22 protein-coding genes are annotated in these 24,674 nt (G+C 60.2%); 13 read left to right on the top strand and 9 right to left on the bottom strand.

Annotated elements, in window-relative coordinates:
- Nucleotides 1–75: 75 nt before the first annotated feature.
- Complete coding sequence (locus D8U71_RS13065; RefSeq protein WP_016770600.1) at nt 76–297, top strand: YgdI/YgdR family lipoprotein; 222 nt, start codon at nt 76–78, stop codon at nt 295–297.
- A gap of 82 nt (nt 298–379) precedes the next feature.
- Here the strand turns inward: D8U71_RS13065 and D8U71_RS13060 are convergent, their stop codons facing one another.
- The 3 genes from D8U71_RS13060 to D8U71_RS13050 all read right to left on the bottom strand — a co-directional run bounded on the left by D8U71_RS13060 (nt 380) and on the right by D8U71_RS13050 (nt 2,008).
- Nucleotides 380–1,270 carry a pseudouridine synthase gene (locus tag D8U71_RS13060; protein WP_130887918.1) on the bottom strand — a complete coding sequence of 297 codons (891 nt, stop codon included), beginning with the start codon at nt 1,268–1,270 and terminating at the stop codon, nt 380–382.
- Nucleotides 1,271–1,340: 70 nt separating this feature from the next.
- Complete coding sequence (locus tag D8U71_RS13055) at nt 1,341–1,658, bottom strand: hypothetical protein (protein WP_016770837.1); 318 nt, start codon at nt 1,656–1,658, stop codon at nt 1,341–1,343.
- A gap of 110 nt (nt 1,659–1,768) precedes the next feature.
- Nucleotides 1,769–2,008 (bottom strand): glutaredoxin family protein, encoded by a 240-nt coding sequence (locus D8U71_RS13050; RefSeq protein WP_122707244.1) that lies wholly within the window; start codon nt 2,006–2,008, stop codon nt 1,769–1,771.
- Nucleotides 2,009–2,206: 198 nt separating this feature from the next.
- Between D8U71_RS13050 and D8U71_RS13045 the strand changes: the two genes are divergently transcribed.
- Nucleotides 2,207–3,919 carry a monovalent cation:proton antiporter-2 (CPA2) family protein gene (locus D8U71_RS13045; protein ID WP_130887917.1) on the top strand — a complete coding sequence of 571 codons (1,713 nt, stop codon included), beginning with the start codon at nt 2,207–2,209 and terminating at the stop codon, nt 3,917–3,919.
- Here D8U71_RS13045 and D8U71_RS13040 read toward each other — a convergent pair.
- Entirely contained in the window at nt 3,916–5,124 is a 1,209-nt protein-coding gene (locus tag D8U71_RS13040; protein ID WP_122880979.1) for an ammonium transporter, read from the bottom strand. The two genes, D8U71_RS13045 and D8U71_RS13040, sit on opposite strands and share 4 nt — an antisense overlap.
- 300 nt (nt 5,125–5,424) lie before the next feature.
- On the opposite strand from D8U71_RS13040, the gene D8U71_RS13035 reads away from it, so the two are divergent.
- The 8 genes from D8U71_RS13035 to D8U71_RS13000 all read left to right on the top strand — a co-directional run bounded on the left by D8U71_RS13035 (nt 5,425) and on the right by D8U71_RS13000 (nt 16,789).
- Nucleotides 5,425–5,739 (top strand): YqjD family protein, encoded by a 315-nt coding sequence (locus D8U71_RS13035; RefSeq protein ID WP_016770842.1) that lies wholly within the window; start codon nt 5,425–5,427, stop codon nt 5,737–5,739.
- Between the two features lie 2 nt (nt 5,740–5,741).
- Nucleotides 5,742–6,128 carry a phage holin family protein gene (locus D8U71_RS13030; RefSeq protein ID WP_008079909.1) on the top strand — a complete coding sequence of 129 codons (387 nt, stop codon included), beginning with the start codon at nt 5,742–5,744 and terminating at the stop codon, nt 6,126–6,128.
- Nucleotides 6,125–6,463: a hypothetical protein gene (locus D8U71_RS13025; protein WP_016770844.1), complete on the top strand. Its 339-nt coding sequence runs from the start codon at nt 6,125–6,127 to the stop codon at nt 6,461–6,463. Before D8U71_RS13030 ends, D8U71_RS13025 begins: the two co-directional genes overlap by 4 nt.
- Nucleotides 6,464–6,583: 120 nt before the next feature.
- Entirely contained in the window at nt 6,584–7,747 is a 1,164-nt protein-coding gene (locus tag D8U71_RS13020; RefSeq protein ID WP_024013699.1) for an EAL domain-containing protein, read from the top strand.
- Between the two features lie 69 nt (nt 7,748–7,816).
- Nucleotides 7,817–9,145, top strand: a complete 1,329-nt coding sequence (locus D8U71_RS13015) for a deoxyguanosinetriphosphate triphosphohydrolase (protein ID WP_016770846.1) — start codon at nt 7,817–7,819, stop codon at nt 9,143–9,145.
- Nucleotides 9,146–9,514: 369 nt separating this feature from the next.
- On the top strand, nt 9,515–10,141 hold the full coding sequence (locus D8U71_RS13010) for a response regulator transcription factor (RefSeq protein ID WP_016770847.1): 627 nt from the start codon (nt 9,515–9,517) through the stop codon (nt 10,139–10,141).
- Nucleotides 10,142–10,149: 8 nt separating this feature from the next.
- Nucleotides 10,150–13,794 carry a transporter substrate-binding domain-containing protein gene (locus tag D8U71_RS13005; protein ID WP_130887916.1) on the top strand — a complete coding sequence of 1,215 codons (3,645 nt, stop codon included), beginning with the start codon at nt 10,150–10,152 and terminating at the stop codon, nt 13,792–13,794.
- 49 nt (nt 13,795–13,843) lie between these two features.
- Nucleotides 13,844–16,789, top strand: a complete 2,946-nt coding sequence (locus D8U71_RS13000; RefSeq protein ID WP_130887915.1) for an HD domain-containing phosphohydrolase — start codon at nt 13,844–13,846, stop codon at nt 16,787–16,789.
- On the opposite strand, the gene D8U71_RS12995 is transcribed toward D8U71_RS13000, so the two are convergent.
- A complete protein-coding gene (locus D8U71_RS12995; RefSeq protein ID WP_130887914.1) occupies nt 16,790–17,272 on the bottom strand; it encodes a GAF domain-containing protein in 483 nt (160 codons plus the stop codon).
- Nucleotides 17,269–18,159 (bottom strand): ATP-binding protein, encoded by an 891-nt coding sequence (locus tag D8U71_RS12990; protein ID WP_041478431.1) that lies wholly within the window; start codon nt 18,157–18,159, stop codon nt 17,269–17,271. The genes D8U71_RS12995 and D8U71_RS12990 overlap by 4 nt, the downstream gene beginning before the upstream one ends.
- A gap of 165 nt (nt 18,160–18,324) precedes the next feature.
- Between D8U71_RS12990 and D8U71_RS12985 the strand changes: the two genes are divergently transcribed.
- Nucleotides 18,325–20,646: a response regulator gene (locus tag D8U71_RS12985; protein ID WP_130887913.1), complete on the top strand. Its 2,322-nt coding sequence runs from the start codon at nt 18,325–18,327 to the stop codon at nt 20,644–20,646.
- Here the strand turns inward: D8U71_RS12985 and D8U71_RS12980 are convergent.
- The 3 genes from D8U71_RS12980 to msrB form a co-directional block, all read right to left on the bottom strand.
- A complete protein-coding gene (locus D8U71_RS12980; RefSeq protein ID WP_130887912.1) occupies nt 20,630–21,088 on the bottom strand; it encodes a MarR family transcriptional regulator in 459 nt (152 codons plus the stop codon). The genes D8U71_RS12985 and D8U71_RS12980 overlap by 17 nt on opposite strands.
- Entirely contained in the window at nt 21,085–21,570 is a 486-nt protein-coding gene (locus D8U71_RS12975) for a glutathione peroxidase (protein ID WP_016770854.1), read from the bottom strand. The genes D8U71_RS12980 and D8U71_RS12975 overlap by 4 nt, the downstream gene beginning before the upstream one ends.
- Nucleotides 21,571–21,676: 106 nt before the next feature.
- Nucleotides 21,677–22,072, bottom strand: a complete 396-nt coding sequence (msrB, locus tag D8U71_RS12970) for a peptide-methionine (R)-S-oxide reductase MsrB (protein ID WP_130887911.1) — start codon at nt 22,070–22,072, stop codon at nt 21,677–21,679.
- A gap of 224 nt (nt 22,073–22,296) precedes the next feature.
- On the opposite strand from msrB, the gene D8U71_RS12965 reads away from it, so the two are divergent.
- Nucleotides 22,297–23,508, top strand: a complete 1,212-nt coding sequence (locus D8U71_RS12965; protein ID WP_016770856.1) for a pyridoxal phosphate-dependent aminotransferase — start codon at nt 22,297–22,299, stop codon at nt 23,506–23,508.
- 303 nt (nt 23,509–23,811) lie between these two features.
- Nucleotides 23,812–24,674 (top strand): protease HtpX (htpX, locus tag D8U71_RS12960; protein ID WP_130887910.1); only part of this gene is annotated, 863 nt, incomplete at its 3' end.

Here is a 24,674-nt window from a genome sequence, read left to right as displayed (position 1 = left end):
TATCCAAGGAACTCTCACGCCTTGTTTACGTCTCAAGCTCAGTAACCAGAAGATTTCCCATTCGGAGACACACTCATGACTCAACGGACCCTCGCCACTTTCATGCTCGCACTGGGCCTGGCAACCCTCGCCGGTTGCTCCTCGCCAACAGTGATCACCTTGAATGACGGTCGCGAAATCCAGGCCGTCGACACCCCGAAATACGATGATGATTCGGGCTTCTACGAGTTCCAGCAGCTGGACGGCAAAGAGACCCGCATCAACAAGGATCAGGTTCGTACCGTTAAAGAGCTGTAAGGCTCCGCGTCGTTACCGGATACAGAAAAGCCCGCATTGTCATGCGGGCTTTTTCATGGGCGCTCGGAAAGCAGTTTCAGCATTACCACTGCAAGGTGATTTGACTCTCGAACTCCCGCAACTCACCGGTCACCGGGTCGATGAAGCGCAGGCCTTGCGCAAGCAGCTTCAACGGGTTGGCGTAGTCGTCCTCGACATCTTTCAACACCGTCGGATAAAACGGGTCGTTGCAAATACTCGCGCCCAGCGCCGTCATGTGCACCCGCAACTGATGCTTTTTGCCGGTCACGGGATACAGACCATAGCGCCACAGATCACCATTTTTCTCACGCACCTCGACCGCCGTTTCGGTATTGCTGGCGCCAGGCCCCTCTTGCATGCGGAAGAACGGCTCGCCATCCACCAGGCGGCTCTTGTGGACCAGAGGGAAATTCAGCTCGGGCAACGCCGGGGCAATCGCTTCGTAGCGCTTGTCGATCTGCCGGGTCGGAAACAACGACTGATAGGCCGAGCGGGTCTGCGGATTGGCCGAAAAGATCACCAGCCCCGCCGTATGCCGATCGATGCGGTGCAGCGGCACCAGATGCGGATTGTCCAGCCGACGGATCAGCCGCCGCAGCAGGGTTTGTTCGACATATTCCCCGGCCGGGGTGACTGGCAGAAAGTGAGGTTTGTCGGCCACCACCAAGTGTTCATCGGCATAGAGAATCGACTCGAGAACCGGGATCGGCTTCTCGTCCGGCACTTCGCGAAAGTAGTGAATGCGCAGACCCTCCCTGTACGGCAAGTCCAGCGCAATTGGCTGGCCATGCGCATCCAGCACCCGTCCGCGAGCAATCCGGTCAAGCCACTGTTCGCGGCCGATGGCACTGAAGTGCTCGCACAGGCAATCGAGTACCGTCAGCCAGGAACCGGGCGGCAAGTACAAGGTGCTGGCCTGATTGTGCGCAGCGGAAAATACGGGACTGGACATACGAAACAGAATTCCTCAATGCAAGCCGGCATTATCCAACAGTGAGGCAAAGCCACCTAGCGCAGTTTGATCAGGCCGGAATCGATTTGAGAGCCGCTGCTTCGGTGAACTCCTTCAGCCAGCGCAAGACATCGACCGCCTCCCAGCGCCCCGGGTCGTACAACGCGTATAACAATCCCTGATAACCGACCACATCCAGCTGCTTGTGATAACCGGCGCGTTGAAAAAGGGCTTCGATTTCGGCAAAGCAGGTATTGAAATGCAGCTTGTTGAATGGCGTCTTGCCTTCCGTGACCAGCCCGTCCAGGCGCAATTCGAGGACGGCCTCGCGCACCACGTCCACCGACATCCGGTTAACGCTGCTCTTCAACTGTTCGACATTGACCACGGTTCATCCCTCTGACTCGATTGCTGTATGGACATACAGTAACCGAAGAATTCAGCGAGCGCCAACGCAAGGATGTATCGCTGCGACCAGCGGAAAGGATCAAGGCAAAATCAGCAGCCTAAAAATGCCACTACCTGGTCGCCACTGAACGGCCAATCCAGCTCAGCGCCGGTGTCAACCCGCCGCAGTACCGGGATGCGCAAGCTGTATTTTTCGAACCACGATTCGTCTTCGGCGATGTCCACCAGTTCAACCAGCAGACCATGCTCGACGAAGGGCATCAGCTCGGCTTCGGCGACTTCACACAGGTGACACCCGAGGGTGCCGAACAGCTGACATTCAGGAGGCATGACGGCATTACCGGAAAACAAGTGAGCCCATTCTAGGACGCCACTAAACCCTCGTCGACCCGGCGCCGCCCAAAGGACCCAGCGCTCCCGGCGCAAAATCCTGACGCAAATCATTCAGCGCAAATTGCAAATGCGTCATCCTCGCGGACTTTTTGCCTCTACGCTTCAGAGGCCAACGCCCTGACAGCGGAGTGTCCCGTGTTTGCAAATCTGTTGATCATCCTCGCCTCATCCCTGGTGGTGATTGCCCTGTTCCGGCGCCTGCGACTGCCGCCGGTGCTGGGTTACCTGTGCGTGGGATTACTGGTCGGGCCGAACGCATTCGACTGGGTCAACGAGAGCGAACATCTGCCCGATGTCGCCGAGCTGGGCGTGGTGTTTCTGCTGTTTTCGCTGGGTCTGGAGTTCTCCCTGTCGAAGATGATTGCGCTGCGTCAGGTGGTGTTTCGCCTCGGCAGTCAGCAAGTGCTGATCAGCACAGCGCTGCTCGGCACACTGTTGATGGGCCTGGGCATGCCGCTGATGCCGGCGCTGTTACTCGGCGCAGGGTTATCGCTGTCATCCACGGCGATCGTGACCAAGGAGCTGGGCAGTCTTGGTGAAGTATTCAGCAGCCACGGCCAGAACGCGGTCGGCGTGTTGCTGTTTCAGGACGTTGTCGCGGTATTGCTGCTGACACTGGTTCCGGTCTTCGCCGGCACCAGCGAGCAGGCCTGGTATTGGGCCTTGCCGTTGACCCTGGGCAAAACCGTGGTGCTGTTCTTCGGCCTGCTGCTCGCCAGTCGCTGGTTATTGCCACGGCTGTTTCATGAGGTGGCGGCCTCGCGCTCTGCGGAGCTGTTCGTCCTGCTGGCGCTGGTGATCGTGCTGCTGACTGCCTGGCTCACGCACTTGTTGGGGCTGTCGCCTGCACTCGGCGCTTTCCTCGCCGGCATGTTGCTCGGGGAAAGCCATTACCGGCACCAGATCGAAGCTGACATCCGGCCCTTTCGCGACATTCTGCTCGGCGTGTTCTTCGTCAGCATCGGCATGCTGATCGACCTGCAATTGTTCGTCAGTCACAGCCTGTTGATCATCGGCCTGACGCTCGGCCTGATGCTGATCAAGGGCATCGTGGTCGCGCTGCTGGTGAAGTGGCGCGGCAGTGACAGCGAAACCGCATGGCGCAGCGGCCTGGCCCTGGCCCAGGGTGGCGAATTCTGTTTTGCCTTGATGGCGCAGATGCAGCAAAACAACCTGTTGCCGGCCGAACCGGGCGCCCTGCTGCTCGCGGCGACGTTCTGTTCGATGCTGCTCACGCCACTGCTGTTGCGTGCGGCGCCGCGCATCGCCGCCGTGCTGCACCGCAAGCCCAATCAGGAAGCGCAGATCGAACAGATCAGCGCGCTCAACGCCGACCTCGACCAGCACGTGGTGATCTGCGGCTACGGTCGCGTCGGCCAATCCATCGGCCGCTTCATGGGCAACGCCGGGCAAGCCTATGTTGCGCTGGACAACGATCCGGTGCGGGTGCAGGAAGCCGCATCTGCGGAAAGCGACGTACACTACGGCGACTCGGCGCGTGGCGATCTGCTTACTGCGGTTGGCCTGTTCCGCGCCCGGCTGCTGGTAATCGCCGTGGATCAGAGCGACGTGGCGTTGCGCATTCTGCGCGAAGCCCGGCGACTCAACCGACAGGTGCCGATTCTGGTACGCACCCGTGACGACAGCCAATCGGCGGAACTCAGAGCTGCGGGCGCCACCGAGGTGGTGCCGGAGCTTTTGGAGTCAAGCCTGATGCTCGCTTCACACGCGCTGATCATGCTTGGCCTGCCCGCACACAAAGTGCAGGAGAAGGTCGATCAAGTGCGTATCGATCGCTATCGCCTGCTCCACGGTTTCTATCCCGGAGCCAATGATGAGGAAATCTAGTCCTGACTCACCGCGCCGATCTTGTGCAGCGACAGGTCGGCGCCGTAATACTCTTGTTCCTGACTCAGGCGCAGCCCATGCAATGCCTTGATCGCGCCGTAGACGACGAAGCCGCCGACCAGCGCGACCGCGACGCCAAGCGCAGTGCCGATCAACTGGCTGATCAGGCTGACACCGCCCAGGCCACCCAGCACAGACTGACCGAAGATGCCGCAGGCAATCCCGCCCCACACGCCACACAAACCATGCAGCGGCCATACGCCCAGCACATCGTCGATGCGCCATTTGACTTGGGCAGCGGTAAAGCACCAGACAAACAAGGCTCCGGCGATCGCGCCGGTTACCAGCGCACCGACCGGATGCATCAGGTCGGAGCCGGCGCAAATCGCCACCAGCCCGGCCAGCGGGCCGTTGTGCAGAAAGCCAGGGTCGTTGCGCCCAACGATCAACGCCGCGACGGTACCGCCAACCATGGCCATCAGCGAGTTGACCGCGACCAGGCCACTGACACCTTGCAGGGTTTGCGCGCTCATCACGTTGAAGCCGAACCAGCCGACAATCAGGATCCACGAGCCCAGCGCCAGAAACGGAATGCTCGACGGCGCGAACGCGACCAGGCGCCCATCGCGGTAGCGACCATTGCGCGGGCCGAGCAGCAGAACAGCGGCCAACGCCAGCCAACCGCCCACGGCATGCACCACCACCGAGCCGGCGAAATCATGGAATGCCGCGCCAAACTGCGCCGTCAGCCAGCCTTGCAAGCCGAAGTTGCCGTTCCAGATCAGCCCTTCGAAAAACGGATAGATAAACGCCACGATCAGCGCCGTCGCGCACAACTGCGGGACGAAACGCGCGCGTTCGGCAATGCCGCCGGAAATGATCGCCGGGATCGCGGCAGCGAAGGTCAGCAGGAAGAAAAACTTCACCAGGCCATAGCCGTGGTCAGCCGTGAGCACCGCCGCCGGTTGCATGAAGGTGACGCCATAGGAGATCCAATAGCCTATAAAGAAATAGGCCAGGGTCGAGACGGCGAAATCGCTGAGGATTTTCGCCAGCGCGTTGACCTGGTTCTTCTGCCGGACCGTGCCGACCTCCAGAAAGGCGAAACCGGCGTGCATCGCCAGTACCATCACCGCACCGATCAGAATGAACAACGTGTTGGAGCTGTGAACCAGCGTGTCCACAGCGCTTTGCAGATTTTCCATGAGGAGGCAGACCCAAGGCTAAAAGGCACCAAAGCGGTTCATGCGGGCATTTCATGCACCAAATTACGACTCATCAAATATCCAACGGCAGGGTTGATGAACTGATTTGGCGCATATATCGATGTCCGATCACGAACCGCGAGCAAATGAATTAGAGTTTTCTGCTCGGACGCCCGGCAACAGCGCACATACGCCGAGCGACGCACCACGACACAGCAAAAGTTGTACCAGGCATTTGCACTGAACCTTCGCGCAAGGCTCATACTCGAACGCTTCAAAGCCACCTACGGAGATCCACCCATGGCCAGCATCAAGGCAAAGACTGCTCAAGAAATCCTGATGAACGACTTCCAGACTCTGGTCGCCGACACCGAACGCCTGCTCGAGCACACCAAGACCCTCGCTGGCGATCAGGCCGATGAGCTGCGTGCCCAGATTCACGACAGCCTGCTGCGTGCCCGGGAAACCCTGAAAGTGACTGAAGACACCTTGCGCGAACGCGGTCAGGCGGCGGTCACCGCTACTGAAGACTATGTATCGGCCAACCCATGGCAGTCGGTGGGCATCGCTGCCGGCGTCGGCTTTCTGATCGGCCTGCTGGCAACTCGGCGCTGATCATGTCGATCGGTGAATCCGGCCCGACTGCGGGCACCGCCTCCTCCACACGTCGCCTCGGCGCTGCCGTTCTGGGCCTGCTGCACAGTCATGTCGAACTGTTCGGCATCGAACTGCAGGAGCAGAAATCACGCACTGTCAGCCTGCTGCTGTTCGCCGGCCTGGCGTTGGTGTTTGCCCTGCTGTTGCTGGTGGGTCTGTCGACGCTGGTGATGATCATCTTCTGGGACACCTACCGCCTGGCAGCGATCATCGGCCTGTGCGTGTTTTACACGCTGGCGTCGATCTTCTGCGGCCTACGCCTCAAAGCGGCGATTTTCGATGAGTCCTCGCCTTTCCACGGCACGCTCGAAGAGCTGGCCAACGACCGGGAGCGCCTGCTGCCATGAGCCTGCCTGAACTTCCGCACAACAGCTCACGCCGGGAAATGCGCAAGGCGCTGATCCGCCTGCGCATGGAAATGCACCGTCAGGAAATCCGCCACGAAACCGCGCAAGTGTTGCAACCGTTGCAGCGCATGCGTGGCATGAAGCAGAACGTGCAGGACGGTTTTGGCATCAAGCACGCGCCGTTGTGGGGCGTGGCGGCGGTGACGCTGCTGGGTTTCCTCACCGGCAAAGGCTCGAAACGCAGCAGTGGCGGCGGTTTGACGCGACTGCTGCGTCTGGGCACGACGCTTGGGCCGCTGATCAGACTGGTCATGCACAGCTCGGGCAAACGCTGAAGCGCCCATCTGGCTACATTCTTGCAATAGCGCCGGGATGAATCTCCTTATCGGGAGATTCCATCCCGCGTGCCTATCCGGCAAGCGCGGCCAAACCAAAAACAAGATTAAGGACTTGCCGTGATCGACGGGCAACCGCTCGCCTGTTTTCAGCCTTTCATCGATACCGCCACCGGCCGCATCGCTGGTGTCGAAGCACTCGGTCGCTTGCGCCAGAGCGATGGTCAACTGACCTCGGTCGGACCGTTGTTCGCCGACCCACGGACACCGGCCACTGCCTTGCGCCGTCTCGATCGGCAGATCCGTGACCACGCCCTCAGCCGCCTGCATGAAGCGCCGGCGGAGTGGTTCCTCAGCCTGAACATGTCGCCACGCTGGATCAGTCGCCTGCGCGCCGATCAAGCGCTGCCAAGCCTCAAGCAATTGGCGCGACACCAGGTTGATCCGCAGCGCATCGTTTTCGAAATCACCGAACTGGGCGGTAACAGCGAACGCCTGGCCCACGTGGTCGGGCGCTACCGTAACGCAGGGGCGAGAATCGCCATCGATGATTTTGGCGCCGGCTATTCGCAGCTGGATCGGGTACTGGCCCTGCAACCGGACATTCTCAAGCTCGACATGCGCCTGTTTCAGGCTGCGGCCCTCGGCGGACCGAGCAGTGACGTGGTCAAAGCACTTGCGCAGATGGCCGAAAAAACCGGCTGCTGGATCATCGCTGAAGGCGTCGAAACCGAAGCACAGCTGAATTTCGCCCTGGAGTGCGGCTCGCGCTACGTACAAGGTTTTCTTTTCGCCCGGGCGCAGGAAGACTTCTTCGCTACGGATGCTTTCGTCGCGCATTTCGCCCAACTCAGGCAGCGCTACGTAAAACAGAAACTCAGCGAGCGCGGAAGGCTGATGCAGATGCGTCAGCAGCTCAGCGAACTGATGGCGATTCTGCAGCAATGGGCGCAGGCCCGCGCCCCGCTCAGTGCGTTGCCGCAATTGCAGGCGTTTCCCTGGCTGCTGCGCTTTTATCAGTGCGATCGCCACGGCACGCAACTGACGCCCAACCTCGAATGGCGCCATGACGGCTGGTTTGCCGATGACCGCTATCTGGGGCACAACTGGTCGTGGCGACCGTATTTCTATCATCTGCTGGCCGAAGGCTGGGAAGAACGCCGCCTGACCCTGTCGAACACCTATCGCGATGCCACCAGCAACCAGTATTGCCTGACTGCCGGACAGTTTTTCGATAACGGTGAACGCTTGCTGTTGATCGATATCGACGCAGCAGGCCTGTAGTTCTGCTTGCAGGCACGGGGCCGAACCGGGAAGCTAGGGCGATCAGTTACCAGACGGAGAGAATCAGCCTTGGATTGGCCAACCCTGCTCAACCGCGAACGCCTCGGCAAGCCGCTGCACAGCCCGCAAGAACTCGGCCGCAGCCCTTTTCACAAAGACCATGACCGCATCATTTTCTCCGGTGCCTTCCGCCGCCTCGGGCGCAAGACCCAAGTGCACCCGGTCACCAGCAACGATCACATTCATACCCGCCTGACCCACTCACTGGAAGTCAGCTGCGTCGGCCGTTCGCTGGGCATGCGTGTCGGTGAAACCTTGCGCAGCGCGCTGCCAGACTGGTGCGACCCGGCCGACCTCGGCATGGTCGTGCAATCGGCTTGCCTGGCGCATGACATCGGCAATCCGCCGTTCGGCCATTCCGGCGAAGACGCGATTCGCCACTGGTTTCAACAAGCCGCCGGGCGTGGCTGGCTGGACGGCATGAGCGAGGCCGAGCGTGGTGATTTCCTCAATTTCGAAGGCAATGCTCAAGGCTTTCGCGTGCTGACGCAGCTGGAATATCACCAGTTCGACGGCGGCACGCGCCTGACCTACGCGACGCTGGGCACCTATCTGAAATACCCATGGACCGCGCGCCACGCCGACTCCCTCGGCTACAAGAAACACAAATTCGGCTGCTATCAGAGCGAGCTGCCATTGCTCGAACAGATCGCGCACAAACTCGGCCTGCCGCAAATCGAAGACCAGCGCTGGGCACGCCATCCATTGGTCTACCTGATGGAAGCCGCTGATGACATCTGCTATGCGCTGATCGATCTCGAAGACGGTCTGGAAATGGAGTTGCTCGAATACGCCGAAGTCGAGTCACTGCTGCTCGGTCTGGTCGGCGACGATTTGCCGGAAACCTATCGCCAGCTCGGCCCGCAGGATTCCCGGCGGCGTAAACTGGCGATCCTGCGCGGCAAGGCCATCGAGCACCTGACCAACGCGGCGGCGCGGGCATTTGTCGAACAGCAGGATGCTCTGCTCGCCGGCACGCTGCACGGCGATCTGGTCGAACACATGCACGGGCCGGCGAAGCGCTGCGTGTTGAACGCCAAGGACATCGCGCGCAAGAAAATCTTTCAGGACAAGCGCAAGACCCTGCACGAGATCGGCGCGTACACGACGCTGGAGATCCTGCTCAATTCGTTCTGCGGCGCCGCGCTGGAGCAGCACAACGGTCGCACGCCGTCGTTCAAGAGCCGGCGCATCCTCGATTTGCTTGGCAACAATGCGCCGGATCCGCAGGGTTCGTTGCACAGTTCGTTTCTGCGCATGATCGATTTCATCGCCGGCATGACCGACAGTTACGCCAGTGACATGGCACTGGAAATGACCGGGCGTTCAAGTCACTGAGTCTCATGGTGGTCGGCCGGTCACCTGACCGGCTGACCACCATGAGAGTTTCGCTGAATGCCCCTGTGCACCGAGTGAGATTCAACTACGCTTGACCCATTAACCCGATCAAATAAACACCGCTGATTAAACGCAACTTTAAACATCGACAAATAATTGAATATCAATATTGGCCTTCGGATCATTTCAATCTTCGGCCAATTGATTGCTCGCCCTTCCTTACGCCGAACCTAATTTCAACGTAGTCTCTTTCCTCATTACGCGTAGGATTAATCCGATAACGTAGTCGCGACACTACCAGTCCATGCGAGTGCTCATGCATCTGAGCTAAGGTGCGCGCTTTATTCATGCTTGCATGGGACTCTATTTATGAACTCCGTTTTTATTGTGGACGATCATCCGGTCATCCGCCTCGCCGTGCGAATGCTCCTGGAACATGAAGGCTACAAGGTCGTCGGCGAGACCGATAACGGTGTCGATGCCATGCAGATGGTCCGTGAATGCATGCCCGACCTGGTCATTCTCGATATCAGCATCCCCAAGCTGGACGGCCTCGAAGTGCTGGCCCGCTTCAACACCATGGGTTCGAATTTCAAGATTCTGATTCTGACGGCGCAGTGTCCTACGCTGTTCGGTATCCGCTGCATGCAATCCGGTGCATCGGGATATGTCTGCAAGCAGGAAGACTTGAGCGAATTGGTCAGCGCAATCAAAGCGGTACTTTCCGGTTATAACTATTTCCCCAGTCAAGCGCTTAATCCGGTGCGCGCCGACGACACTCGATACGCTGAACTTGAACTGTTCAAATCCGTCAATGACCGCGAACTGATGGTATTGCAGTTATTTGCTCAGGGACGTACCAACAAGGAAATAGCCAAAGGCATGTTTCTGAGCAACAAGACCGTCAGCACTTATAAAAAGCGTCTGATGCAAAAACTCAAAGCCAGATCCCTTGTAGAACTTATCGAGATGGCCAAACGTAACGCACTCGTGTGAGACTCCGCATGCCCAGCCGTGTAAAGGACTACCTGATTGCCTTGAGCGCTGTTCTGTACCTGAGCGCCAATGCCCTCGCCGCGCCAAGCGCTTCACCGGACTATGCATTGCTCAGCCGCTCGGCCACCGAGGCCGTGCAAACTGTCCTGCAGCCGTCACAACGGCAATGGCTGCAGACTCGCAGCGAACTGAAACTGGGTACCTCCGCACCTGATTACCCGCCATTCGACATGACCGTCAGTGGCCAGGACTACGAGGGACTGACCGCCGATTACGCAGGGATTCTCGGTCAGGCCACCGGTTTGCCGATTCGCGTGCAACGCTTTCCCTCGCGCGAGGCTGCAATTCGCGCCTTGATCGATGGCCAGATCGACCTGCTTGGCACAGCCAACGGCTACGAAGCAGGCAATGCCAACCTCGCGCTTTCCAGACCCTATGCGGTCGATCAGCCGGTACTGGTAACCCGCGAGGACGAAACCCGCTCGCTGACCGAAGGCCTCGCCGGCCTGCGCCTGAGCATGGTGTATCACTACCTGCCGGTGCCCGAGATCAAAGCGCTGTATCCCAAAGCACTGATCACCTGCTATCCGTCCTACCAGAACGCAATCAACGCGGTGGCCTTCGACCAGGCCGATGTGTTTCTCGGCGACACCCTCTCCACCCATTACATGATCAACAAGGGCTATCTCAACAACGTCCGTATGGCCAACTTCGGCAAGCAGGAAGCCCATGGCTTCAGCTTCGCCGTGCGGCGCAGCAATCCGCAGCTGCTGGGCATCATCGACACGGTGCTCGCAGCGATCCCGAGCAGTCAGCGCGACGACATCGCCAAGCGCTGGAGCGCCGGCAACGACCTGCTGCTCACTGACAGAAAACTGCAGCTGACTGATCGTGAGGAAAAGTGGCTCAAGCAGCACCCCGTCGTCAGCGTGGTGGTCAATGAAGCTTACGCACCGTTGACCTTCTTCGACAGCGCCGGCAATTTCCGCGGCATCAGCGCCGACCTGCTCGAGCTGATCCGCTTGCGTACCGGCCTGCGTTTCGAGGTTCAGCGCAGCCGCAACGATGCGGAAATGATCAGGCAGATCGACAATCACAAGGCCGATCTGATCGCAGCCCTGCTGCCCAGCGCCGAACGTGAAAAAAACCTCAGTTTCAGTCGCCCGTATCTGGAAAATTCCTACGTGCTGCTGACCCGCAAAAGCGCCGACAGCCCGACCAATCTGGGCCAACTCAAAGGCAAGCGGCTGGCAATCGCTCAAGGCAATCCGCTGGTCGCCTACTTGCATGAGAATTTTCCGGGCATCGAACTGATCGAAACCCCCGACACGTTCAGCGCCGTGTCGATGCTCGCCGAGAACCATGTCGACGGTGCGGTGAACTCGCTAGTGATCGCCAACTATTTCATCTCATCGCGCATATTCGATCGGCCACTGCAAATCACCACCACGATCGGCACCAGTCAGGCAGCCTTCTCGCTGGCGACCGCCCGTGACAACACCGAACTGGCCTCGATCATCAACAAGGCGCTGCTGAGCATCGCTCCCGAGGAGCTCGGCGTGATCAACGGCCGCTGGCGCGGTTACTCCACGGCATCACAGAACATCTGGCAAAACTACCAGCGCCTGTTCTACCAAGTGGTCGCAGCCGCCGGCCTGATCCTGCTGCTGTTGTTGACCTGGAACGCCTACATGCGCCACCAGATCAAACAACGCCAGGCTGCCGAACGTGCACTGAACGATCAACTGGAGTTCATGCGCTCGCTGGTCAACGGCACGCCGCACCCGATCTACGTGCGAGATCGCCAGGGTCTGCTGCAAAGTTGCAACGACAGTTATCTCGAAGCGTTCAACGCCAGACGCGAGGACATCATCGGCAAAGGCGTGATGCATGGCACCCTGAGCAACGCATGCGAGGCCGAGGCATTCCAGGCCGATTACCAGAGAGTCATTGCCGAAGGCATTCCGTTGATCCTCGACCGGCCCCTGCACATCGGCAACCGCCGTTTGACGATTTACCACTGGATTCTTCCCTACCGCGACTCCAGCGGTGACGTTCAAGGGATTATCGGCGGCTGGATAGACATCAGTGAACGCCGCCAATTGTTTGAAAAACTGCGTGCAGCCAAAGAGCAGGCGGACGAGGCGAACCGGGCCAAAAGTACCTTCCTGGCAACCATGAGCCATGAGATCCGTACGCCGATGAACGCCGTAATCGGCATGCTCGAACTGACCCTGCGACGCATCGATCCGCAACACCCCGATCGCGCATCGATCGACACGGCCTACCATTCGGCCAAGGATCTGCTCGGGCTGATCGGCGATATCCTCGACATTGCCCGCATTGAGTCGGGACGTCTGAGCCTGTCCCCGGAGTGGATCAATCTGGTCGACACAGTAACCTCCGTTGCACGCATCTTCGACGGCCTAGCGCGGCAGAAAAACCTTGCCTTGCAAGTCGTCTTCAACCCGCCGCACCCGGCTGTGGATGTGCATCTGGATCCGCTGCGCTTCAAGCAGGTGCTGTCCAACCTGGTCAGCAACGCTATCAAGTTCACCGAAAGCGGCCACGTGCGGATCACCCTCGACCTGATCCCGGCAGACGCTGCTGGTCGAACATTGATGCAGCTGACCGTGCAGGACAGCGGCTCAGGCATCAGCGCCGAAGATCAACAGCGCTTGTTCGAGCCATTCTCGCAGGCGGAAAACGGCAGTCGGCAGGCAAAAAACGGCGCCGGACTGGGGCTGGTCATCAGTCGCAACCTGTGCGAAATGATGGGCGGACAACTGCAGTTGAGCAGCCAGCCCGGCATCGGCACTCAGGTGTGCATATCGCTGCCGCTGGACAGCCTGCCGGCAAAGGCGAATCCGCCGAAAAGCGAGCCGTTGATCAAGCCTGCGACAACGCCGTTACATGTCCTGGTTGTCGACGACCATCCGGCCAACCGTTTGCTCATGTGCCAGCAACTGGAGTTTCTCGGACATCGCTTCAGCATTGCCGAAGATGGCTGCAGCGGCCTCGAGCGGTGGAAGGCCGATCATTTCGATCTGGTGATCGTCGACTGCAACATGCCCTTGATGAACGGCTATGAGATGACCCGTGGGATTCGCCAGCTTGAACTGCAAAACCATCGCCCGCCGTGCACCGTGCTGGGTTTCACCGCCAATGCCCAGCCGGAAGAAGTCCAGCGCTGCAAGCTCGCCGGCATGGACGACTGCCTGTTCAAACCGTTGAGTCTGACCCTGCTCGGACAGTGGATCGACGGCATCACGCCGGCTTCACCGGCCTCGGTGTTCGATCTGCAAAGTCTGAGCTTGCTGACCGGCAACAACCCGGCGCAGACCCGACGCATGCTGGTGGAGCTGCTCAAGAGCAGCCGCCTCGACCGCGAGGAACTGCTCAGGCTGTCGCCCGAGGATGATCGCGAAGCGCTGGCGGTGGCTGCGCACAAGATCAAGGGCGCAGCACGCATCGCGCAGGCCTCGCGGTTGATCGAATGTTGCGATGAGCTTGAGGCCGCTTGCGAGCAAGCGCTCGCATCACAGGAGATTGCCCGTCGCTGGGCGGCAACCAGCCAGGCGATGCTCGAACTGGCGCAGGCCCTGCAGCAGCAATTGACCCTGGCCGATCAAGGCACAGTCAGCGAGTCTTAACTATGCTTGGACGCTGAGCAGTGAGTTAAACATTCATGGAGAGCCAGCAATGCACAGCCCACTGCGCCCCGAGCAACGCCGGTTGCCGCTGCACGTGCACATCAGCGTCATGTTCACCTTTCTTTTATTGCTTACGGGCGTGGTGCTGGGCCTGTTCAATTACCACCAGACCACGCAGATCATCCTGTCGAGCAGCGAAAAGCTGTTTGATCGGATCGAGCAGGATGTACGCCTCGATCTGCAGGCAACCTATCAGCCGATCCGCAACCTGCTGAGCCTGCTGGCGGACACCCCGGCGGCCCACGCGAGCGATCTGCAACAACGCCTGCCGTTGCTCAAACCCTTCAGCCAGTCGCTGACCGACAACCCGGCGCTGGCATCGCTGTATCTGGGTTATACCAATGGTGATTTCTTCATGGTGCGCGCGCTGCGCACGGCGGAACTCAAGGCACAGCTTCAGGCGCCGGAAGCGGCGGCCTATCAGGTCTGGAGCATCGAGCACGAGCCGCAAGGCACTGTACGCTCGCAATCATTGTTCTTTGATCAGGCGCTGACGCCGCTCAGCCGCCGCGATCATCCAGACGAGCCTTACGATCCGCGCAGCCGGACCTGGTTCAGCGACGCCCTGCAACAGGCCGGGCAAATCACCACCGAGCCCTATGTATTTTTCTCGACCCACAATGTCGGCACCACGCTGGCCCGGCGCAGCGGCGAGAACGCGGTGATTGGCGCCGATCTGACCCTCGCTTCGCTGTCGACCGCCTTGGGCAAGCACCGGGTCACGCCTTCGACAGAGATCGCACTGTACGACACCGATGGCAACGCCGTGGCCTATCACGACAGCCATCGCCTGATCGTCGATGACCGCACTGCACGTCTGGCCAGAGCGGCCGATCTCAGCCCTGAGCTGAACGCGCTGCTCAGCTCCGACACTATCGGCAAGCGTCTGCAAGTAAACGACCGGCAATGGATCGTCGCGCGCACCAGCATCGAGGAAGGCGGGCCGAAAGGTTTGCAACTGGCGCTGCTGGTGCCAGAAGACGAATTACTGGTGGATGCGTTCCGCATGCGCTGGCAAGGCGCGCTGATCACCCTCGCCATCCTGTTGCTGTGCCTGCCATTGGGCTGGGTGATTTCGCGGATTCTGGTCAAGCCGCTGCATGCCTTGGTCAAAGAAGCCGACGCGATCCGCAGCTTCGACTTCAGTTCTCCGCTGGCGCGCCGCTCGCCCGTACTGGAAGTCGATCAATTGAGCCTGTCGATGGCGCGGATGAAAGAAACCCTGGGCAGTTTCTTCCGCATCACCGACAGCCTTTGCGCCGAAACCCGTTTTGCCCCGCTGCTCGAACGCGTGCTGTTCGAAACCGTGCAGATCGCTCAGGCGCAGGCCGGTCTGATCTACCTGCGCGAAGCCGACGGCGCGCGCATGGAACCCTATGGACTGGTCATCGATGGCGTGCCGCAGAAGCTGGAGGCGTTTGACATTGAGGGACGTGAGCTGCACAAAAACACCGGCCCGGCGTGGTTCGAGCAACTGGCCAGCGCCAACAATACCGTCAGCCATCTGGGCTTCGATCAGGCCGGCGACTTGCAGAAAATCCTCCTGGCCATGGAATCACCGCGCATCCACCTGATCGGCATCCGCCTGCACAACCAGCACGACGAAACCATCGGCCTGCTGATTCTGCTGGTCAATGACAGCGGCGCGCCGGGCGACCTGGAAAAGCTGCGCCCCGACCGTATCGCCTTCTTGCAGGCGGTGTCCGGCGCGGCGGCGGTGAGCATCGAAAGTCAGCGTCTGCAAGCGCGGCAGAAACAACTGCTCGATGCCTTCATCCAACTGCTCGCCAGCGCGATCGATGCCAAGAGCCCCTACACCGGTGGCCATTGCCAGCGAGTGCCGGAATTGACGCTGATGCTCGCCCAGGCCGCTGCGGCAAGCCAGGACCCGGCGTTCAGCGCTTACCAACCGAGCGAGGATGAATGGGAGGCGTTGCACATCGCAGCGTGGCTGCACGATTGCGGCAAGGTCACGACGCCGGAATACGTAGTCGACAAGGCCACCAAGCTCGAGACCATCAACGACCGCATCCACGAAATCCGCACCCGCTTCGAGGTGCTCAAGCGTGACGTGTGGATCAACTACTGGCAGACGCTGGCAAGCGGTGCAGACGAAGCGGCGCTGGCCCGCGCCCGTGATAGTGAGTTGCTGATGCTCGACGACGACTTCGCCTTTGTCGCCCGCTGCAATCTCGGTGGCGAGGCCATGGCCGAGGCCGATCTGCTGCGCCTCGAGCAAGTCGCGCAACGCAGATGGCTGCGCACACTGGATGATCGCCTCGGTGTGTCATGGGAAGAAAACCGCCGCCAGGCAAAAACACCGGCGGCGACGCTGCCCGTCAGTGAAACACTGCTCGCCGACAAACCCGAGCATCTGATCGAACGCGACAAGAACGAGCTGATCCCCGAGGACAACCCCTGGGGCTTCAAACTCGATGTACCCGAGTACAAGTACAACCGCGGCGAGCTGTACAACCTGAAGATCGCCCGCGGCACCCTTACCCGTGAAGAGCGCTACATCATCAACCATCACATGGTGCAGACGATCATGATGCTCAGCCACCTGCCCTTCCCCGGTCACCTGGACAGCATTGCCGAGATCGCCGGCGGTCATCATGAAAAAATGGACGGCACCGGGTATCCGAAACGGCTGAAACGCGAGGAGATGAGCCTGCCGGCGAGGATGATGGCGATTGCCGATATTTTCGAAGCGCTGACCGCCGCCGATCGCCCTTACAAGAAAGCCAAGTCGCTGAGCGAGGCGCTGGGGATCATGGCGACCATGTGCCGTGAAGCGCACATCGATACGCCGCTGTTCGGCCTGTTCATCAATGAGGGTGTGTACATGCAGTACGCGACGCGGTTTCTTGATCCCGCGCAAATCGACAGCGTGGATACGGCCAGCCTGCTGCACAAGGCTGGCCTCAGCGGTTGATCAGCAGTCGGTCAGGCGCAGGAAAATCGCCGCCAGTTGCTCGATGCCGGACTGATCCTCGGCGCCGAAACGCGCCAGCTTCGGGCTGTCGAGGTCGAGCACACCGATCAGGCGTCCGTCCTTGACCAAGGGCACTACCAGTTCGCTGTTGGACGCGCTGTCGCAGGCGATGTGGCCCGGGAAGGCATGTACATCCTCGACGCGCTGGGTTTGCAGGCTGGCAGCGGCAGCGCCGCAAACACCGCGCCCGAACGGGATGCGCACGCAAGCGATCTGACCCTGAAACGGGCCGAGCACCAGCTCTTCGTTGCGATTGAGGTAGAAACCGGCCCAGTTCAGATCATCGAGCTGGTTGAACAGGAATGCGGAAAACTGCGCGGCATTGGCGATGAAGTCGCGTTCGTCCGCCAGTAGCGATTCCAGTTGCGCGGCCAACATACCGTAGCCTTCGAGGCCCTGGCCGCTTTGTTGCAAATCAATCATGCCTTGTGCTCCAGCAATTTCAGTCCCACCCAGTAACGGGCGAATTGATACGCGCAACGTCCGTTGCGATTACCGCGGCCGGTGGCCCAGCGCACGGCGAGGATGTCCAGTGCTTCGTCGCGCTGCCAGCTCAGGCCGGCCTTGGCGGCCAACTGTCCGATCCAGTGCTCGACGACGTTTAGAAAATGTTCCTGGGTAAACGGGTAGAACGACAGCCACAGACCGAAACGGTCGGACAGGGCGATCTTGTCTTCCACCGCTTCGCTCGGGTGCAGTTCGCCGTCGACGCGCTTCCAGTTTTCGTTGTCGCTTTCCTTTTCCGGCACCAGGTGGCGGCGGTTGGAAGTGGCGTACAGCAAGACGTTGTCGGGGGCCTGCTCGAGCGAACCGTCGAGCACGCTTTTCAGCACGCGGTAGTCGCCTTCGCCGGATTCGAACGACAGGTCATCGCAGAACAGCACGAAACGTTGCGGCAATTTGGCGACTTGCTCGACCACCCGTGGCAGGTCAGCCAAGTGATCGCGTTCGATCTCGATCAGACGCAGGCCGGCACCGGCGTGCTCGGCCAGCAACGCACGCACCAGCGAAGACTTGCCGGTACCGCGCGAACCCCAGAGCAAGGCGTGGTTGGCCGGCATGCCATCAAGAAATTGTTGTGTGTTGCGCCCCAACTGCTCCAACTGCCGGTCGACGCCGATCAGGTCGGACAGACGCATGTCGAGGCTGACTTCCAGCGGCAACAGGTAGCCGCTGCGACCGTCACGCTGCCAGCGCGCTGCCAGGCATGTGTTCCAGTCAATGACGGGGCGCGGTGCCGGCAACAGTGGTTCGATTCGCGCCAGAACCGACTCGGCGCGTTCAAGAAAAGCATTCAATCGGGAATCCACGTCTTCTCCTCGGGCACTTTCACAGTGATGATGACGATCCAGCGACGACACACAGATAAAATCGCCTCAGCAAGCCTTGTTACAAGGCGATTCGGGAACCTCGGTATCCCTGCATGATCGACTATGCTTGAGCAGCGAAGGGAAACGGAAGTGGTTCAACAACCCATGGATATCAAATTCACCCACCGGCTGTCTTACAAGCAAGCCAGGCTTACCGTGCTGGTCGGGTTCATTCTGGGCACCCTGCTCAGTCTGCTGCAGATCGGCATCGATTATGCCAGCGAAGACGCTTCCATCAACCGGGAAATCCTCGCACTGCTGGAAATCAGCCACAATCCGGCCTCGCGCATCGCCTACAACATCGATGCCGAACTGGCGCAGGAGCTCACCCTCGGCCTGCTGCGCTCGCCGGCGATCATCGCCGCGCAATTGATCGACAACAACGAGACCGTCCTGGCCAACGTCAAACGCCCGGAACTGCAGAGCAGCTATCGGCTGATCAGCGACTTCCTGTTCGGCGCCAAGCGTCATTTCGAAGATCGCCTGTACCTCGACCATTTGCCCAACGAATCCCTCGGCGTCCTCAAACTGGAAGTCGACACCTACGCCTTTGGCAGCCGCTTCTTGCGCCGCGCGGAAGTCACCCTGCTCAACGGTTTCGCCCGCAGCCTGCTGCTGACCGGGATCCTCCTGGCGCTGTTCTACGTGATGCTGACCAAACCACTGGTGCGGGTCATCCGTGAGCTCAGCGGCCGCGACCCGCGCAGCGCCGAGCCGACCACGCTCGAGTGCCCGGCCGGCCACGGCAACGATGAAATCGGCGTGCTGGTCAAGGTCGCCAATCAGCAGTTCGAAAACATCGCCACCGAAATCCAGCAGCGGCGAACCGCAGAAAACCGCCTGACCGAATACCTCGCGCAACTGGAAGACATCGTCTCGGCGCGCACCGCCGAGCTCAAGGCAATCAACGCCCGCCTCAGTCAATCCAACGAAGAGCTCGAAGTGGCCCGCCGCACTGCGCTGGACATGGCCGAAGCGCGTTCGGCGTTTCTGGCCAACATGAGCCATGAAATCCGCACACCGCTCAACGGTCTGCTGGGGATGATCGCACTGTCGCTGGATGGCCCGCTCAACGCCGAGCAGCAGCAACAACTGTCGATCGCCCACGACTCGGGCAAGGTGCTGGTGGAACTGCTCAACGATATTCTCGACCTGTCGAAATTCGACGCCGGGCAACTGGAGTTGGAAAACATCCCGTTCGACCTCGGCTCGCTGATCGAAGACACCGCCAACCTGCTCTCGCAGAACGCCGCGCCGAGCGTAGAGCTGACCTGCCTGATCGAGCCGCACTTCCCGGCGCTGGTGCTGGGCGACCCGACCCGAGTGCGGCAGATCGTCAGCAACCTGCTGTCGAATGCGCTGAAATTCACCCGTTTCGGTCGGGTCGATGTGCGCCTGTCGGCACACAAGGGCGGCGTGCGCATCGAAGTCTGCGACACCGGCATCGGCATCGCCCAGGAAGCGCAGGTGAAAATCTTCCAGCCGTTCACCCAGGCCGGCGCTGGTATCACCCGTCAGTACGGCGGCACCGGGCTGGGGTTGGCGCTGACATATAACCTGTGCGAAGCGATGCAGGGGCGCCTGACCATCAGCTCCGAAAGCGGTTTTGGCAGCCAGTTCTGTGCCGAGCTGCCACTGCCCTGCCACACTCGCGCCCTCCCTCCGCTGCCGTTACGCGGCAAGGTTCTCGCCATCACCGCTGCCAGCAGTGGCCTGGCGGAATTGCTGAAAAGCCTGTTGCCGGTGTGGGGCCTGGAATACACGCAGCGCACCATCGATGATTCGCTGCTGGGCCTGAATCCGGATGTGCTGATCACCGATTGTCCGGAATGCCTGTTCGGTTTACGCCCGAGCATCACCGCGCCGATTCTGCTGGTGACTGCTTACGGCAGTTTTCTGCCCAGCGAAGAAGCCGCCGCCCTCGCCCCCTTGCAGCAGCAGGCCCGGCCGCTGGCGCGCAACGCGCTGTACCAGCATCTGCGACGGATTCTGCAACCGGAGGTCGCCGCCCTCACCGAAGCGCAAGCGGACGCCTCGCCGTCCGCGCGTCGGGGCAAGGTGCTGCTGGTCGAGGACAACCCGGTCAATCAACTGGTGGCAAAAGGCATGCTTGGCAAGCTTGGCTGCGATGTGGTGGTGGCGGGGCATGGCGCCGAGGCGCTGGATCAGCTGGAGTTTGCCGATTTCGATCTGGTGCTGATGGATTGCAATATGCCGGTGATGGATGGCTATGAAGCCAGTCGGCAGATTCGCCAGAGCGGGCGCTGGCCGAATCTGCCGATTGTCGCGCTGACCGCCAATGCCATGTCCGAGGAACGCGAACGCTGCCGCGCGGCGGGCATGAGTGACTATCTGGCCAAACCGTTTCGCCGCGAAGAACTCGCCGCGCTGCTCGATCAGTGGATGCCGACTACGCCAGCGCTTTGATTTGCCCGAGCAAGTGATCGAGGCCGGCGCGCAAATCATTGAGTCGGTCCAGATCAACGCCACTGTCGCAGAGCAGGCGCGCTTTCAGCGGACCGACCCGCTCGCGCAATGCGGCTCCGGCAGGCGTCAGGCTCAGATGCATCTCACGTTCGTCGCGCGCCGAGCGCCGACGCCGGACCAGATCGATCTGCTCCAGACGCTTGAGCAATGGCGTCAATGTCCCCGAGTCCAGCGCCAGACGTTCGCCCAAGGCCTTGACCGTCGGTTGCTCCGGCGCAGCATCCTGCCATTCCCACAGCACCAGCATCGCCAGGTACTGCGGATACGTCAGGCCCAACTGATCGAGCATCGGCTTGTAGGCACGAATCACCGCCCGCGAGGCCGCGTACAGCTTGAAGCACAACTGGCTGTCGAGCTTCAGCGAATCACCCGGCTGACTCATTTCAGCAAAGCTTCGATCTCGCCGCTCAGGTCCTGCGGTTTGGTCGTCGGGGCGAAACGCTTGACCAACTGGCCATCCTTGCCGATGAGGAACTTGGTGAAATTCCACTTGATGCCCTGCGAGCCGAGCAGGCCCGGGGCGCGCTTCTTCAACTGCACGAACAGCGGGTGAGCATCGGCGCCGTTGACGTCGATCTTTTTGAACAGCGGGAAGCTGACGCCGAAATTCAGTTCGCAGAACTCGCTGATGGCGCCCTCATTGCCCGGCTCCTGCTTGCCGAACTGGTTGCACGGAAAACCCAGTACCACCAGCCCCTGGTCCTTGTAGGTCTGCCAGAGTTCTTCGAGGCCCTTGTATTGCGGAGTGAAGCCACACTTGCTCGCGGTATTGACCACCAGCACCGCTTTACCGGCGAAATCGGCCAAAGTCTTTTGCTCACCCTTGATGGTGGTGCACGGGATATTCAGCAGGTTGTCGCTCATGGGTCGGCTCCGCAATGGTGAGGAAGGCGCAAACATAACGAGCAATTGAATTGCGTGCAATCTAATTGCTCGATAAAAAGGCGACGCAATGTCGCCTCATTATCGGTTATTCGCGCGGCTCGAGATTCAGGCACACCGAGTTGATGCAATAACGCAGGCCGGTCGGTGGCGGGCCATCCGGGAATACGTGCCCCAGATGCGCATCGCAGCGCGCGCATTTCACTTCAGTGCGAATCATGCCGTGACTGGTGTCGCGGATTTCTGTCATCGCGCTTTCGCCGATCGGCTGATAGAAACTTGGCCAGCCGCAGCCGGAATCGAATTTGGTCTTCGAATCGAACAAAGGCTCGTTGCAGCACACACAGTGGTAAACACCGTCGGTTTTGGTGTCGTTGTATTTGCCCGAGAACGGACGCTCGGTGGCACTCAGACGGCAGACGTTGTACTGCTCGGGGTCGAGCATGGCACGCCATTCTTCCAGGGTTTTCTGCAACTTTTCCATCATCACACCTCAGCGGCTGAAAAAGCCCGATCTGTACCTTTTCCACGGATCGGGCGGCACGTATGATTGCGCCTCGTCACGCGCCAGTCTGGCAGCCAGACCGGGCGCATTCAAACGGATTCTGAGCGCAAAAGCGCCAGACCTCCGCCTGTGCGAAGACGCAGCAATCCCAGTACGGTTGTCCATTTGCCGCCTGGATCGTTCATTTTCGGGATCACATCGCCATGCAGTTCAGCAAATCGAACAAGCTCGCCAACGTCTGCTACGACATTCGCGGCCCGGTGCTCAAGCACGCCAAACGACTGGAAGAGGAAGGCCAGCGCATCCTCAAGCTGAACATCGGCAACCCGGCGCCGTTTGGTTTCGAAGCGCCGGACGAAATCCTCCAGGACGTGATCCGCAACCTGCCGACCGCGCAGGGCTACAGCGATTCCAAAGGCCTGTTCAGCGCGCGCAAGGCGGTGATGCAGTACTACCAGCAGAAGCAGGTTGAAGGTGTCGGCATCGAAGACATCTACCTGGGCAACGGTGTGTCCGAGCTTATCGTGATGTCGCTGCAGGCGCTGCTCAACAACGGCGACGAAGTGCTGGTGCCAGCCCCGGACTATCCGCTGTGGACCGCTGCCGTCAGCCTCGCTGGCGGTAACGCTGTGCATTATCTGTGCGACGAAGGCGCCGACTGGTTCCCGGATCTGGCCGACATCAAGGCCAAGATCACCCCGAATACCAAGGCCATGGTGATCATCAACCCGAACAACCCGACCGGTGCGGTGTACTCGAAGGAAGTGTTGCTGGGCATGCTGGAAATCGCCCGCGCGCACAACCTGGTGGTGTTCTCGGACGAGATCTACGACAAGATTCTTTATGACGACGCCGTGCATATCTGCACTGCCTCGCTGGCGCCGGACCTGCTCTGCCTGACCTTCAACGGCCTGTCGAAATCCTACCGCGTGGCCGGTTTCCGCTCCGGCTGGATCGCCATCTCCGGGCCGAAACACAACGCGCAGAGCTACATCGAAGGCATCGACATGCTGGCCAACATGCGCCTGTGCGCCAACGTGCCGAGCCAGCACGCGATCCAGACCGCGCTGGGGGGCTACCAGAGCATCAACGATTTGGTGCTGCCGCAGGGTCGCCTGCTGGAGCAGCGTAACCGCACCTGGGAGTTGCTTAACGATATTCCCGGCGTCAGCTGCGTGAAGCCGATGGGCGCGTTGTACGCGTTCCCGAAAATCGACCCGAAGGTCTGCCCGATCCATAACGACGAGAAATTCGTGCTTGATCTGCTGCTTTCCGAGAAGCTGCTGGTGGTGCAGGGCACGGCATTCAATTGGCCGTGGCCGGATCACTTCCGCGTGGTCACCCTGCCCCGCGTCGATGATCTGGAAATGGCCATCGGCCGCATCGGCAACTTCCTCAAGTCCTACCGCCAGTAATGGGCCAGCAGTGCGCAACGGATTGGCTGTTGCGCACTGTCTGATTCAGCAACACATCTTTGTTCCGCGCCTTTGCAGCCCTTCTACACTTGCGATGCGAGCCGTACAGACGTATCTGACCTAATGGCGGCGGGGCGAAAGGCTGTGTCATCCGTGTCGGAATCGAGGGTGGGAATTTTCTTTTTGCTCAGGAAACCGCTGTAGGACACAGTTTGAAATAGTCACTCGGTTGAATAGCCCGGTGCCGCACCTTATATACCCCGCAGTACGCTACATCTTTAGCTTGAGGAGAGTTCTACAACCATGATGCGCATCCTGCTGTTTTTGGCCACTAACCTGGCGGTCGTGCTGATAGCCAGCATCACCCTGAGCCTGTTCGGCTTCAACGGGTTCATGGCGGCCAACGGGGTCGACCTCGACCTCAGTCAGCTGCTGGTTTTCTGTGCGGTCTTTGGTTTCGCCGGCTCGCTGTTCTCGCTGTTCATCTCCAAGTGGATGGCGAAGATGAGCACCGGCACGCAAATCATCAGCCAGCCACGCACCCGTCATGAGCAATGGCTGCTGCAAACGGTCGAGCAATTGTCCCGCGAAGCCGGGATCAAGATGCCTGAAGTCGGGATTTTCCCGGCCTACGAAGCGAACGCCTTCGCCACCGGCTGGAACAAGAACGACGCGCTGGTCGCGGTCAGCCAGGGCCTGCTCGAGCGATTCTCGCCCGATGAAGTGAAAGCCGTATTGGCCCACGAAATCGGTCACGTCGCCAACGGCGACATGGTCACGCTGGCGCTGATCCAGGGCGTGGTGAACACTTTTGTGATGTTCTTCGCGCGGATCATCGGCAACTTCGTCGACAAGGTCATCTTCAAGAACGAAGAAGGCCAGGGCATCGCCTACTACGTCGCGACCATCTTCGCCGAACTGGTGCTGGGCATCCTCGCCAGCGCAATCGTCATGTGGTTCTCGCGCAAGCGCGAATTCCGTGCCGACGAAGCCGGCGCCCGCCTGGCCGGTACCAGCGCGATGATTGGCGCTCTGCAACGTCTGCGTGCCGAACAAGGCCTGCCGGTGCACATGCCCGACACCCTGAACGCCTTCGGCATCAACGGTGGCATCAAACAGGGCTTCGCCCGCATGTTCATGAGCCACCCGCCGCTGGAAGAGCGTAT

This window comes from Pseudomonas sp. Sample_21 (assembly GCF_004307525.1).
GTDB lineage: Bacteria > Pseudomonadota > Gammaproteobacteria > Pseudomonadales > Pseudomonadaceae > Aquipseudomonas > Aquipseudomonas atacamensis.
Note: the sequence above shows the minus strand (reverse complement) of the source record. Positions and strands in the feature narration are given on the sequence as shown.